The organism is Blastococcus sp. SYSU DS0753 (genome assembly GCF_054051175.1).
In genome coordinates this window covers 20,831-33,887 of sequence record NZ_JBJHAT010000039.1, presented here as the reverse complement: position 1 = coordinate 33,887, position 13,057 = coordinate 20,831, and the positions used below count along the sequence as shown (strand labels likewise).

12 protein-coding genes are annotated in these 13,057 nt (G+C 73.8%); 7 read left to right on the top strand and 5 right to left on the bottom strand.

Annotation, left to right across the window (positions count from 1 at the left end; genetic code table 11):
* Positions 1–207: 207 nt before the first annotated feature.
* Positions 208–873, bottom strand: coding sequence for a DUF2461 domain-containing protein (locus tag ACI799_RS20360; protein WP_456589331.1), 666 nt, complete (start codon positions 871–873; stop codon positions 208–210).
* On the bottom strand, positions 870–1,427 hold the full coding sequence (locus ACI799_RS20355) for an N-acetyltransferase family protein (RefSeq protein WP_456613800.1): 558 nt from the start codon (positions 1,425–1,427) through the stop codon (positions 870–872). Before ACI799_RS20355 ends, ACI799_RS20360 begins: the two co-directional genes overlap by 4 nt.
* A gap of 65 nt (positions 1,428–1,492) precedes the next feature.
* Between ACI799_RS20355 and ACI799_RS20350 the strand changes: the two genes are divergently transcribed.
* On the top strand, positions 1,493–2,716 hold the full coding sequence (locus tag ACI799_RS20350; protein ID WP_456613799.1) for a winged helix-turn-helix domain-containing protein: 1,224 nt from the start codon (positions 1,493–1,495) through the stop codon (positions 2,714–2,716).
* Here ACI799_RS20350 and ACI799_RS20345 read toward each other — a convergent pair.
* Positions 2,679–3,110 (bottom strand): DUF1232 domain-containing protein, encoded by a 432-nt coding sequence (locus tag ACI799_RS20345; RefSeq protein WP_456613798.1) that lies wholly within the window; start codon positions 3,108–3,110, stop codon positions 2,679–2,681. The genes ACI799_RS20350 and ACI799_RS20345 overlap by 38 nt on opposite strands.
* Before the next feature lie 39 nt (positions 3,111–3,149).
* Here ACI799_RS20345 and thyX point away from each other — a divergent pair, with 39 nt between their 5' ends.
* The 5 genes from thyX to ACI799_RS20320 all read left to right on the top strand — a co-directional run bounded on the left by thyX (position 3,150) and on the right by ACI799_RS20320 (position 7,943).
* Positions 3,150–3,902: an FAD-dependent thymidylate synthase gene (gene thyX, locus ACI799_RS20340; RefSeq protein ID WP_456589335.1), complete on the top strand. Its 753-nt coding sequence runs from the start codon at positions 3,150–3,152 to the stop codon at positions 3,900–3,902.
* A 74-nt stretch (positions 3,903–3,976) separates the two neighbouring features.
* A complete protein-coding gene (locus ACI799_RS20335; protein WP_456596511.1) occupies positions 3,977–4,783 on the top strand; it encodes a thymidylate synthase in 807 nt (268 codons plus the stop codon).
* Positions 4,784–4,818: 35 nt separating this feature from the next.
* Positions 4,819–5,322 (top strand): dihydrofolate reductase, encoded by a 504-nt coding sequence (locus ACI799_RS20330; RefSeq protein WP_456589337.1) that lies wholly within the window; start codon positions 4,819–4,821, stop codon positions 5,320–5,322.
* Between the two features lie 9 nt (positions 5,323–5,331).
* Positions 5,332–6,246 (top strand): 4-hydroxy-tetrahydrodipicolinate synthase, encoded by a 915-nt coding sequence (dapA, locus tag ACI799_RS20325; RefSeq protein ID WP_456613797.1) that lies wholly within the window; start codon positions 5,332–5,334, stop codon positions 6,244–6,246.
* The gene (locus tag ACI799_RS20320; protein WP_456589339.1) at positions 6,243–7,943 is read left to right on the top strand and encodes a ribonuclease J; all 1,701 of its coding nucleotides are present in this window, start codon (positions 6,243–6,245) and stop codon (positions 7,941–7,943) included. Before dapA ends, ACI799_RS20320 begins: the two co-directional genes overlap by 4 nt.
* Here ACI799_RS20320 and ACI799_RS20315 read toward each other — a convergent pair.
* Together ACI799_RS20315 and ACI799_RS20310 are read right to left on the bottom strand one after the other, a co-directional pair.
* Positions 7,918–8,451, bottom strand: a complete 534-nt coding sequence (locus ACI799_RS20315) for a GNAT family N-acetyltransferase (RefSeq protein WP_456613796.1) — start codon at positions 8,449–8,451, stop codon at positions 7,918–7,920. The two genes, ACI799_RS20320 and ACI799_RS20315, sit on opposite strands and share 26 nt — an antisense overlap.
* Positions 8,448–10,388, bottom strand: coding sequence for a prolyl oligopeptidase family serine peptidase (locus tag ACI799_RS20310; protein WP_456613795.1), 1,941 nt, complete (start codon positions 10,386–10,388; stop codon positions 8,448–8,450). The genes ACI799_RS20315 and ACI799_RS20310 overlap by 4 nt, the downstream gene beginning before the upstream one ends.
* 86 nt (positions 10,389–10,474) lie before the next feature.
* Between ACI799_RS20310 and ACI799_RS20305 the strand changes: the two genes are divergently transcribed.
* A complete protein-coding gene (locus tag ACI799_RS20305) occupies positions 10,475–12,988 on the top strand; it encodes a DNA translocase FtsK 4TM domain-containing protein (protein WP_456596514.1) in 2,514 nt (837 codons plus the stop codon).
* Positions 12,989–13,057: the final 69 nt, after the last annotated feature.

Here is a 13,057-nt window from a genome sequence, read left to right as displayed (position 1 = left end):
TCAGCGCCGATGGTACTGCCCTGGAGACGGGGTGGGAGAGTAGGACGCCGCCGGACAACCATTCCCGAAGGGGCCCCAGCATTCGTGCTGGGGCCCCTTCGTCGTTCCCCCAGCTCGGTCGGCATCGCACGGTGCCCGCTCACGGCGCCTCTCCGCACGTCGCGGAGGAGCCGGCAGGGGCGGCGGGTCACCGGTCGCCTGCCCGGGTCATCGCCGGGGGCGGGGCTCCTTCGTGGTGGCGCCGACGTTGTCGGCGAGCCACGCGTTCAGCCGGCCCAGATCCCGCCAGGCGGCGCGAACCCGGTCGACGGCCTCCCGGGTGTGCAGCCAGTCCTCCGGCGTCCACCGGCGGGTGGCGTGCAGCGCCTTGTGCCTGAGCAGCTCGATGCGGGGATCCGCAGCCGAGTACCCGGCCGGGACCCGCACCAGGCGGTCACCCTCGATCTCCCAGCCGGCGGTGCGCAGGCGGGACACCTCGGCCTCCAGGCGGGGCCCCTGCACCGGGTCGGCCACCGCCCGCCGGTACCTCGCCACCTGGTCGGACTCCAGGCGCCAGGCGCCGCCCGAGACGGACAGCCCGTCGGCGGAGATCTGGACGTACCAGGCGCCCGCGCCGCGCCCCTCCGGGTTGACGACGGCGCCCTGGTGGGTCTTGTAGGGGGTCTTGTCGTGGCTGAACCGGACGTCGCGGTACGGGCGGAAGACCTTCACCGTCCCGAACTCGGGCGCCAGCTCCTCGACCAGCGCGGTCATCGGTGCGCGGACGTGGGCGTCGTAGTCGGCGCGGTGCGCGGTCCAGTAGGCCTTGCTGTTGTCGGCCTCGAGCCCCTCGTAGAAGACCAGTCCCTCGTCCGGGAAACCGTCGAAGGTCATCGGTCCATGTCCTCGTCGTCCAGCGCGACGTGCCAGCGCAGCTCCCGCAGAGGTGCTGCCCCGGTGTCCAGCGTGCGCGCCCACCCGTCGGGCGCCCAACCCGCCGATGCGTAGAAGTCGGCGGACGCCCGGTCGGATTCCGCGAGCCACACCTGGAGCCGGGCGGTGCGGTCGGCAGCGGCGAGGTCGGTGACCGCGGCCAGCAGGCGGCTGCCGTGGCCGCGCCGTCCCCACCGGGGCTCGACCAGCAGCGTGGTGATCTCGGCGGCGTCGTCCCCGGGCGTCACGGCGGCGAAGCCCACGACCGCCTCCCGCTCGACGGCGACCAGCACCCGGTGCCGGGTCGAGGGCGGGCTGGCGACGGCCGACCGCCAGGACGCCGTGACGGCCGCCTCGTCCCAGCTGTCGAGGACCTCCGGCGGCAGCAGCGCGCGGTACGCGGTCCGCCAGGTGACGCCCTGCACCCGGGCGATGGCGGCGGCGTCGTCCGGTCGGGCCGGTCGGACCGACACGTCGGCGGAGCCCGTGCGGCGGGGGAACGGGAGCGAGGTCACCCGGGCAGCGTAGGTCCGGTGGCCGGAGCGGCGGGTGTCGTACCGGGCGGGCAGGATCCTCGGGCGTGACCTCCGTCGAACGGTTGCCCGCCGCGCTGGCGAGGCGGATCGCCCTGGCCGCCCAGGGCTTCGCCGAGCCGCGGCCGGTCGCCGCCGTCGGGACACGGCAGCTGCGGCGGCTCACCGAGCGGCTGGCCGTCGTCCAGATCGACTCGGTCAATGTGCTCTCCCGCTCGCACTACCTGCCGGCGTTCAGCCGGTTGGGGCCCTATCCGCGCGAGGCGCTCGACGGGTTGGCGAACCGGCGGCACGACCTGTTCGAGTACTGGGCGCACGAGGCGTCGTTCCTCCCCGTACGGCTGCAGCCCTTCCTGCGCTGGCGCATGGCGGCCGTCCAGCGGGAGGCCTGGGGCAGCATGACCCGGGTGCACCGGGAGCGACCCGAGTACGTGGCGGCGTTGCTCGAGCGGGTGCGTCGCGACGGCCCGCTCCGCGCCGGCGAGCTGCAGGAGGAGCGGCCCAACCGGCCGGGCAGCATGTGGAACTGGCACGCGGGCAAAGCCGCGCTGGAGTACCTCTTCTTCACCGGCGCGCTCACCGCCGCCCGCCGGACGGCGGGGTTCGAGCGCGTCTACGACCTGCCGGAGCGCGTCCTGCCCTCCGCCGTCCTCGCCGCCCCCACCCCGGAGCGGCCCGACGCCGTGCGGGAGCTCGTCCGCACCGCCTCGCGGGCGCTCGGCGTCGCCACCGAGACCGACCTGCGCGACTACTTCCGCCTCACCCCGGCCGACGCCAGGACGGCGATCGGCGAGCTGGCCGACGCCGGTGAGCTCCTTCCGGTCGAGGTGGCCGGCTGGGGGCGCCCGGCCTGGCTGGACCCCGCGGCCCGCCGTCCTCGGTGGATCCGGGCGCGGGCGCTGCTCAGCCCGTTCGACTCCCTGGTGTGGGAGCGGCCACGGGTCGAGCGGATCTTCGGCTTCCGCTACCGGCTGGAGATCTACACACCGGCGCAGCAGCGGGTGCACGGCTACTACGTGCTGCCCTTCCTGCTGGGCGACCGGCTGGTGGCTCGCGTCGACCTCAAGGCGGACCGGAAGGCCGGCGTCCTGCGCGTGCAGGCGGCGCACGCCGAGGCCGGCGTGGAGCACGCTGCGGTCGCCGCCGAGCTCGCCGACGAACTGCGGCTGATGGCCGGGTGGATGGCGTTGGACGACGTCGCCGTCGTCCAGCGGGGGGACCTGTGGCCCGACCTCAGCCGTGCGCTGGGGGCCCCGCCGCTCCCGGCCTGAGGCCGGCGAGCCGGCGCACCACCTGCAGCCCCGCCGGCTCCCCGGGCCAGTGCCGCACGAGGGCGTCGTCGCCGGCGCGGCGCACCACCGAGCGCAGCGCCCAGGCCACGACCACGATGTCGTCGGCCTGGCCGAGGACCGGCACGACGTCGGGCACGAGGTCCACCGGCGAGAGCAGGTAGGCCAGCAGCAGCCAGAGCCGCACACGCAGCGCCGCGGGCAGGGTGCGGTCGGCGGCCAGCCGGCGCACCAGCCGCACGACGTCGGGGAGCAGGCGCAGGCCGTCTCGGACGGTCAGCCCGTCGGGCCGGGTGCGCCACAGGGCGGCGAGCAGCACCAGCCAGACCAGCAGGAACCCGCCGGCCACGGCGAGCAACGGACGCCACCACTCCACACCGCCAGTCTGCCCGCCCGGCCGCCGTAGGCTCGACGGGTGCCAGAGATCGCGCCGCTCCGGGTCCAGGTCGTCGCGCAGACGCAGTTCACCGCGCCGGCGGACGTGCCGTGGGAGACCGACGCCGACGGCGGTCAGGCGCTCGCCGAGTTCGCCGGGCGGGCCTGCTACCAGGCGTGGGACAAGCCGAACCCGACCACCGCCACCAACGCCGGCTACCTGCGGCACATCCTGGAGGTCGGGCACCTCTCGGTGCTGGAGCACGGAACGGTGAGCATGTACCTCACCGGGGTCTCCCGCTCGCTCACCCACGAGCTGGTGCGGCACCGGCAGTTCTCCTACAGCCAGCTCTCCCAGCGGTACGTCCCCGAGGACGGCGCGGCCGTCGTCGAGCCGGCCGTGATCGCCGAGGACCCCGAGCTGCACGCACGGTTCCTCGCCGCCACCGAGGCCGCCGTCGCCGCGTACGGTGCGCTGCTCCAGGGGCTGGAGGAGCGGGTCGCCGACGCCCCTTCCGCGACGCTGCGCCGCAGGCAGGCCCGCCAGGCGGCCCGCGCGGTGCTGCCCAACGCCACCGAGACCCGCATCGTCGTCACCGGCAACTACCGGGCCTGGCGGCACTTCGTGGCCGTGCGGGCCAGCGAGCACGCCGACGTCGAGCTCCGCGAGCTGGCGATCGCCTGCCTGCGCGAGCTCCAGCGCGTGGCCGCCAACGTCTTCGGCGACTTCCGGATCAGCCGGCTCGGCGACGGCACCGAGGTCGCGGCGAGCCCCTTCGTCACCGAGGGCTGAGCCCCGCGCGACGGCTGGGGCGGGTGTTCCCGGGCCGCGGCCCGGTGGAGGCGGGCCGCCGTAGGCTCGGGGTCGTGGCAGCACCGATCGACACCCAGTACGAGGACCTCCTGCGGCGCATCCTGGCGCAGGGGACGCCGAAGGCGGACCGGACCGGGACGGGGACGGTGAGCCTGTTCGGCGAGCGGCTGCGCTACGACCTGTCGGAGACCTTCCCGCTGGTGACGACGAAGAAGGTGCACTTCCGGTCGATCGCCGTCGAGCTGCTCTGGTTCCTGCGCGGCGACAGCAACGTGAGCTGGCTGCGCGAGAACGGCGTCACCATCTGGGACGAGTGGGCGTCCCCGGACGGCGAGCTCGGCCCCGTCTACGGCGTGCAGTGGCGGTCGTGGCCCACCCCCGACGGCGGGCACGTCGACCAGATCGCGAACCTGCTCGACACGCTGCGCACGGACCCCGACTCCCGCCGGATGATCGTCTCGGCCTGGAACGTCGCCGCCCTGCCCGAGATGGCGCTGGCCCCCTGCCACGCGTTCTTCCAGTTCTACGTGGCCGACGGCAAGCTCTCCTGCCAGCTCTACCAGCGCAGCGCCGACATGTTCCTCGGCGTGCCGTTCAACATCGCGAGCTACGCGCTGCTCACCCGGATGATCGCCGCCCAGGTCGGGCTGGAGCCCGGCGAGTTCATCTGGGTCGGGGGTGACTGCCACATCTACAACAACCACGTCGACCAGGTGACCGAGCAGCTCTCCCGGGAGGTGCTGCCCTTCCCGACACTGGAGCTCGCGCCGGCGCCCACGCTGTTCGACTACGGCTACGAGCACTTCACGGTGCGGGACTACCGCCACCACCCCGCGATCCGGGCGGCCGTGGCGGTGTGACCGGCCCGGCGAGCTCGCCAGCCGGGCGGAGCGGCGTGGCGCTGATCTGGGCGCAGGCGCGGGGTGGCGTCATCGGTGCCGACGGCGGCCTGCCCTGGCACCTGCCCGAGGACCTCGCGCTCTTCCGCCGGCTGACCACCGGGTCGACGGTGGTGATGGGCCGGCGCACGTGGGAGTCGTTGCCGGAGCGCTTCCGCCCGCTGCCGAACCGGGTCAACGTCGTGCTGACGTCGGATCCCCGGTGGTCGGCCGAGGGGGCGCTGGTCGCGCACTCGGTCGCCCAGGTGCTGGCCGAGCACCCGGCGTGCTGGGTGATCGGCGGGGGAGAGGTCTACGCCGCGTTCCTGCCGCACGCCGACCGGGTGGTGGTCACCGACGTCGACGTCGCCGTCGACGGCGACACCTGGGCGCCGGCGCTGGACGGGGGGTGGGTCCGCACCGCGCGCACGCCGGCCGAGGGCTGGTCGGTGTCGGCGTCGGACGGCCTGCGCTTCGCGGTGTCGGAGTACGTGAGGGGATCGGTTCCCTCCGCTGGGTAGATTCTCCCCATGACCACCGACCCCGCCCGGCCGTTCGGGCGCCTCCTCACGGCGATGGTCACCCCGCTGGCCGAGGACGGGTCGATCGACCTGGCCGGGGCCCAGGAGCTGGCCGCGCACCTGGTCGACCGGGGTGGGAACGACGGGCTGGTCGTCTTCGGGACGACGGGTGAGTCGCCGACGATCAGCGACGCCGAGCAGCGCGCCGTCCTCGAGGTGGTGCTGGACGCCGTCGGTGACCGGGCCACGGTCGTCGCCGGCGTCGGGACGTACGACACCGCGCACTCGATCGAGAAGGCGCGCGCGGCCGCGGAGCTCGGCGTCCACGGCCTGCTGGTCGTGACGCCGTACTACAACCGGCCCCCCCAAGCCGGTCTGCTCCGCCACTTCACCTCGGTCGCCGACAGCACCGACCTGCCGGTGATGCTGTACGACATCCCCGTCCGCACCGGGATGCCCATCGAGGTGGAGACGCTCGTGCGCGCCGCGGAGCACCCGCGGATCGTCGCGGTGAAGGACGCCAAGGGCGACTTCGGTGCCATGGCCTGGACGATGGCGCGCACCGACCTCGCCTACTACAGCGGCGAGGACATGCTGAACCTGCCGATCCTCGCCCTGGGCGGCGTCGGCATGGTCAGCGTCGTCAGCCACGTCGTCGGGCCCCGCCTGGCCGAGCTCGTCGCCGCCGTCGAGGGCGGTGACCTGGTCAAGGCCCGCGAGATCAACGACAGCCTGCTGCCGGTCTACACCGGCATCTTCCGCACCCAGGGCGTCATCCTCGCCAAGGCGGCGCTGCGCGAGTTCGGCCTCCCGGCCGGCCCCGTGCGGCCGCCCCTGGTCGACGCCACCCCCGAACAGATCGCGCAGCTGCGCGCCGACCTCGCCGCCGGCGGGGTCCAGCTCCGAGAGGCGACGACGTCGTGAGCGGACAGGCCACCCAGCCCCACCTGGACCTCAAGGCGCCCCCGCCGCTGCCGGAGGGCGGGCTGCGGGTGATGGCGCTGGGCGGTCTCGGCGAGATCGGCCGGAACATGGCCGTGCTGGAGTTCGACGGCACGCTGCTCGTCATCGACTGCGGCGTGCTGTTCCCGGAGGCGGAGCAGCCCGGCGTCGACCTGATCCTGCCGGACTTCGGCGTGATCGAGCACCGCCTCGACGACATCGCCGCGGTGGTCCTCACGCACGGGCACGAGGACCACATCGGTGCGATCCCGTACCTGCTGCGGCTGCGCGAGGACATCCCGCTGGTGGGCTCCCGCTTCACGCTGGCGCTGGTGGCCGCCAAGCTCCGCGAGCACCGGCTGGACGCGACCCTGGTCGAGGTCGCCGCCGGCGACGACCACGTCGCCGGGCCGTTCCACTGCGAGTTCATCTCGGTGAACCATTCGATCCCCGACGCGCTCGCCGTCGCCGTGAGCACGCCGGCGGGCCTGCTCGTGCACACCGGTGACTTCAAGATGGACCAGCTGCCCCTCGACGGGGTGCTGACCGACCTGGGGGCGTTCGCCCGGCTGGGCGTCGAGGGCATCGACCTGCTGCTGGCCGACTCCACCAACGCCGAGGTGCCCGGCTTCGTCACCCCCGAGCGGTCCATCGGGCCGGTGCTCGACGACGTCTTCGCGCGCGCCTCGCAGCGGCTCATCGTCTCCAGCTTCGCCAGCCACGTGCACCGCATCCAGCAGGTGCTCGACTGCGCGGACAAGCACGGCCGAAAGGTGGCGCTGGTGGGCCGCTCGATGGTCCGCAACATGGGCGTCGCCCGCGACCTGGGGCTGCTGCGAGTGGCGCCGGGCCTCATGGTCTCGCTGGACGACGCCGCGAAGATGCCGCCCGAGCAGGTCGTGCTGGTCAGCACCGGCTCGCAGGGGGAGCCGCTGTCGGCGCTGGGCAGGATGGCGCGCGGCGAGCACCACCAGGTCACCATCGAGGCCGGGGACACCGTCGTCCTGGCCTCGTCGCTCGTGCCCGGCAACGAGACCGCCGTCTACAAGGTGATCAACGGGCTGGCCCGGCTGGGCGCCACCGTGGTGCACAAGGAGACGGCGCGGGTGCACGTCTCCGGGCACGCCCCCGCCGGCGAACTGCGCACCCTGCTCAACGTCGCCAAGCCGAAGTACCTCATGCCGGTGCACGGGGAGTGGCGGCACCTGCGGGCGCACGCCAAGCTCGCCGAGGAGACCGGCATGGCCGCCGACCGGATCCTGCTGGCCGAGGACGGCGTCGTCGTGGACCTCCTCGACGGCAAGGCCTCGATCGTCGGCTCGGTGCCGATCGGCGACGTCTACGTCGACGGGCTCAACGTGGGTGACGTCGGCGAGGAGTCGTTGCAGGCCCGCCGCATCCTCGGCGACGAGGGGTTCGTCTCCCTGACCGTGGTGATCGAGCCGTCCACGCGCACCATCGTGCGGCCGGTGCACCTGTCCACCCGTGGCTTCTCCGACGACCCGTCGGCCTTCGACGAGGTGCTGGCCCTGGTCGAGGACAACCTCAAGCGGGCGCTCGCCGACGACGACGTGGACGCCCACCGCCTGTCGCAGATCATCCGGCGCACGGTCGGCAAGTGGGTGTCGGACAAGCACCGCCGCCGGCCGATGATCATCCCGACGGTGCTGGAGGTCTGAGCTCCCGCCGCATGGCGGCCCTCGGCCAGCGGTCGAGGCCGCGAGCTGCCTCCGCCCGGCGGATGCGCCGCAGGCCGTGCGTGAGCTCGGCGTCCGACAGGAACCGGAACCCCTGCCGCCGGTAGTGAGGGCCGTTCCACGGGACGTCGACGTAGGTGGTGAGCGTGATCGCCGGTAGGTCCCGATCCTTCGCCCACTCCTCCAGGCGGGCGAGGAGCTCCTGACCGAGGCGGCGGCCGGCGTGCTCCGGGTGCACGCTCACCTGCTCGACGTGGGCGCAACCGTCGACCTCGTCGGCGAGGAGATAGGCCACCGGCCGGCCGTCGTCGTCCGTGCGGACCCAGGCGCGGCCCGCGTCCGCGTACTCCCGCAGCGTCTCCAGCGACGGGGGATCGTCCTCCGCCACCAGGCTCATGCCGAGGTCGGCGAACGGGCGGCCGGCGGCGCGCTCGACGTCCTGGAGCGCGGCCAGGTCGGCGTGCACGGCCGCCCGGACGACGCCGGTCATCCCCGCACGACCGCGATCGGCTCGATCGCCTCGCCCGGCGGCAGGTCGAACCCCCAGACCTGCGCGTAGAAGGAGAGCTCCCCGTCCAGCGCGGCGCGGATGTTCTCCGCCTTGCGGAAGCCGTGCTGCTCGCCGGGGAACAGCAGGTAGGCGTGCGGCACCGCTTTGTCGCGCAGCGCCGCGACGATCGCCTCGGCCTGCGACGGCGGCACGACGGCGTCCTCGTCGCCCTGGAACACCGCCAGCGGGGTGTCGAGGGTGTCGACGTGGTTGATCGGTGAGCGCTCGGCGTAGACGTCGGCGCCCTCGGGCCACGGCGCGACCAGGCCGTCGAGGTAGCGGGACTCGAACTTGTGCGTCTCGGCGGCCAGCGCGCCCAGGTCGGCGACGCCGTAGTGGCTCGCCCCGGCGGTGAAGACCCCCGGGCGCATGGAGAGCGCGGCCAGCGTGGTGTAGCCCCCGGCCGACCCGCCGCGGATCGCCATCCGGGCGGGATCGACCCGGCCGGCGTCGGCGAGGAAGCGCGCGCACGCGACGACGTCGTCGAGGTCGACGACGCCCCACCGGCCCTGCAGCGCGTCGCGGAAGCGGCGGCCGTAGCCCACCGAGCCGCGGTAGTCGACGTCGGCGACGCAGAACCCGCGGGAGGTCCAGTACTGGATCTCCAGGTTCAGCACCGGGACGGCGGCCGCGGTAGGGCCACCGTGGACGACGACCACCAGCGGCGGGAGGCTCCCCTCCGGGGGCGTCACCTCCGGGTTCGCCGGCGGGTAGACCTGGGCGTGGGCGACGCCGATCCCCGTGCCGCGGTCCTCGGTCGGGAAGGTGACGTGCTCGGGCCGGGAGAACCAGGCCGGGTCCAGCTCCAGGTCCCGCGCCGGGCGCAGCACCTCCGCCGCGCCGTTGTCGACGTCGACCCGCAGGACCACCGGCTCGCTCGCCGGGCCGCCGGCGACGCAGACCACCGAGGTGCCCTGCGCGGTCAGGTACCGGAACGTGCCGTAGGGGAGGTCGAGCTCCCGGGGCTCCGCGCCGGGGCTCAGTACCGCCAGGCGGTCGCGCCCGGCCCGGCCGTAGGCCAGGACGACCCTCCCGTCGGCCAGCAGGGCGTAGCGCGACTGACCGAACACCCACTGCGGCCCGGCGATGTCGCTCCCGGCGTCGAGCACGAGGTCCGGTGCCCCGCCGGGACGCCGGCGGTAGAGGGACCAGACGTCGGTGCGGTCGCACAGGAACCACAGGGTGCCGTCGGGGCTCCACGTCGGCTGGACGACGGACTCGCCAGGACCGCCGGCGACGACAGTCTCGTTACCGTCACCCGACCGGACGACCAGCTGCGCCGCGTCCCACGGCATGTCCGGGTGGTCCCACTGCAGCCATGCCAGCGTGACCCCGTCAGGGCCCGGCCGCGGGTCGGAGACGAAGTCGGGACCGGAGACGAGCACCTCCGTCGCCCCGTCCGGGCGCACCAGCACGATCTCGTTCACCACGTCGGCCGCTGCGCCGGAGGCGGTGTGCGTCTCCCGCACCGCGAGCACGCCGTCCGCGACCACGGCGAGGTCCGCGTGCCGGACGCCGGACGGAACGGCCGGCTCCGGGGTCACCGCGACGGGCGAACCGTCGCCGGGCGCCAGTCGGTACAGCCGCTGGTCCGAGAACTCCGTGAACCACAGGACGCCGTCGGACACCGTCCAGGCGCCGCCGCCGTACTCGTGCACCCGGGTGCGGGCGTTCCAGGGCGCCGGCAGGGCGTCGGTGACCACGCCGTCGGGGGATCGCCGCACGAGCGCGGTGCGGCCGCCCTCGGCCGGTCGCGACTCGGCCCACCAGACGTCGTCCCCGTCCACGACCACCTCCCCGAGACGGGCCGCCGCCCGCACGACGAGCTCGGAGGTGACGGGGGTGGGCCAGCTGCCGTGGGGGAGCGGGGTGCTCATGCGTGTGACGTTATGGGATGGCGGTGCGCGGGACACGACGTCCGGCCTGCCCGCCGGGAACCCGCCCCGGGCTTACGGTCTGACGCATGCCTGCCCGCACCACGCCGAACCGCCGGCCGGCCGCGACCCGCAGCCGCTCGGGCTCGACGGCGGCGAGCAAGAAGCGGCCCGCCACCAAGCGGGCGCCCAACCGGCGGCAGCCCGCCCGGAAGAAGCCGTCGTCCGGTGGCTCGGTCTGGCGGATCGCCAGCGGGGGCTGGAACCTGCTCGCCCGCGGCGCGGGCGGTCTGGCCCGGTCCGTCGCCCGGCCGGAGGAGGCGGAGCCGCTCGCCCCCGAGCACCGGCGCGACGGGGTGGGACTCGCCGTCCTCGGTCTGGCGATCGTGCTCGGGGCCGCCGCATGGAGCAACGGCATCGGCCCGGTCGGGGCCGCCCTCACCGACGGGGTGCGCTGGGTCGTCGGCTCGCTGGTGATGGTGCTGCCCGTCGTCCTCTTCTTCGCCGCCCTGCGGCTGCTGCGCCGCGGCCCTCGTCCGGAGGCGCGCGGCCGACTGGCGATCGGCTGGCTGTGCGCCGTCGCGTCGGTGCTGGGCATCGCGCACGTCCTCGGTACCCCCGCAGTGCCGGAAGCGGGCGAACCCGGGTCCGGTGGGATGGTCGGCTGGGCCGTCGGCACGCCGCTGGTGGCCGGTGTCGGTGCCGCGGTCACCGTCGTGCTGCTCGGGCTGCTCGCCTTCTTCGGCCTGCTCGTGATCACCGCGACGCCGGTCCACCAGATCCCCGAACGGGTCCGCGAGCTCACCGATCGGCTGCTGGGCCGCGACGACTACGACGAGGACCACGACGCCGACGACTACGACGAGGACGACGAGGAGCCCGCGCCCAAGGGGCGCCGGCGCCGCAGCTCGCTGTCGGAGGACCTGCTCACCACCGGGCCCATCGACCACGGGGCCTACGCGGAGGCGCCGGAGGCGACCCGCACCACCGACCCCGAGCACACCGTGCTGGCCCCCCCGCCGCCGGTACCGCCGACCGTGCGGCGGCCGGTCGAGGACCGCACCTCCCCGCCCGAGGACCTGCCGCCGATCACCGAGCCCGAGCAGCTGTCCATCCAGCCGGTCGAGGGCGACTACGTGCTGCCGGCGCTGTCCATGCTGCGGGCGGGGGACCCGCCGCGGGCGCGGTCGAAGGCCAACGACGTCGCCATCGAGGCCATCAGCGGGGTGCTCGACCAGTTCAACATCGACGCCGCCGTCACCGGGTTCACCCGTGGACCGACGGTCACCCGCTACGAGGTCGAGCTCGGTCAGGGCGTCAAGGTCGAGAAGATCACGCAGCTGACCAAGAACATGGCCTACGCGGTGGCCAACGACAACATCCGCATCCTCGCCCCGATCCCGGGCAAGTCCGCGGTGGGCATCGAGGTGCCCAACACCGACCGCGAGAAGGTCAGCCTGGGCGACGTCATGCGCTCGCAGGCGGCCAAGCAGGACCCGCACCCGATGCTGGTCGGGCTCGGCAAGGACATCGAGGGCGGCTTCGTCTGCGCCAACCTGGCGAAGATGCCGCACCTGCTGGTCGCCGGTGCGACCGGTGCGGGTAAGTCCAGCTGCGTCAACTCGATCCTGACCTCGCTGCTGCTGCGGGCCACCCCCGACCAGCTGCGGATGATCCTGGTCGACCCGAAGATGGTCGAGCTCACGCCGTACGACGGCATCCCGCACCTGATCACGCCGATCATCACCGACCCGAAGAAGGCGGCCACCGCGCTGGCCTGGCTGGTCGAGGAGATGGAGCAGCGCTACCAGGACATGAAGTCCACCGGCGTGCGGCACATCGACGACTTCAACCGCAAGGTCGAGAAGGGCGAGATCACCGCGCCCCCCGGCAGCGAGCGGGTATACCGGCCCTATCCGTACATCCTGGCGATCGTCGACGAGCTCGCCGACCTGATGATGGTGGCCCCGCGGGACGTCGAGGAGCACATCGTCCGGATCACGCAGAAGGCGCGTGCGGCCGGCATCCACCTGATCCTCGCGACGCAGCGCCCCTCGGTCGACGTCGTCACCGGCCTGATCAAGGCCAACGTGCCCTCGCGGCTGGCGTTCTCCACCTCCAGCCTGACCGACAGCCGGGTCATCCTCGACCAGCCGGGCGCCGAGAAGCTCATCGGCATGGGTGACGCCCTCTTCATGCCCATCGGCGCAGGCAAGCCGATGCGCGTGCAGGGCGCCTTCGTCACCGACGCCGAGATCGAGGCGGTCGTCGAGTTCACCAAGCGCCAGGCCGAGCCGGAGTACCGCGAGGAGGTCTTCTCCGCGGGCAGCGCCGGGGGCGAGCAGAAGGAGATCGACGAGGACATCGGCGGCGACCTCGACCTGCTGCTGCAGGCCGTGGAGCTCATCGTCACGAGCCAGTTCGGGTCGACGTCGATGCTCCAGCGCAAGCTGCGGGTCGGCTTCGCCAAGGCCGGCCGGCTCATGGACCTGATGGAGAGCCGCGGCATCGTCGGGCCGTCCGAGGGCTCCAAGGCCCGCGACGTGCTGGTCAAGCCCGACGAGCTCGAGGCGACGCTGTTCACCCTCCGCGGCGGATCGTGATGAAGGACCCCGCTGCCCCCCGCCACTCGCAGGCTCGCGGCGGGACCCTGCCCCGGGGCCGGACTACGA

Bases quoted from the DNA above. Each gene is read 5' to 3' on its own strand.
- ACI799_RS20305 (WP_456596514.1), top strand. From the start codon at position 10,475: ATGCCTGCCCGCACCACGCCGAACCGCCGGCCGGCCGCGACCCGCAGC.
- dapA (WP_456613797.1), top strand. From the start codon at position 5,332: ATGACCACCGACCCCGCCCGGCCGTTCGGGCGCCTCCTCACGGCGATG.
- ACI799_RS20315 (WP_456613796.1), bottom strand. From the start codon at position 8,451: ATGACCGGCGTCGTCCGGGCGGCCGTGCACGCCGACCTGGCCGCGCTC.
- ACI799_RS20360 (WP_456589331.1), bottom strand. From the start codon at position 873: ATGACCTTCGACGGTTTCCCGGACGAGGGACTGGTCTTCTACGAGGGG.
- ACI799_RS20310 (WP_456613795.1), bottom strand. From the start codon at position 10,388: ATGAGCACCCCGCTCCCCCACGGCAGCTGGCCCACCCCCGTCACCTCC.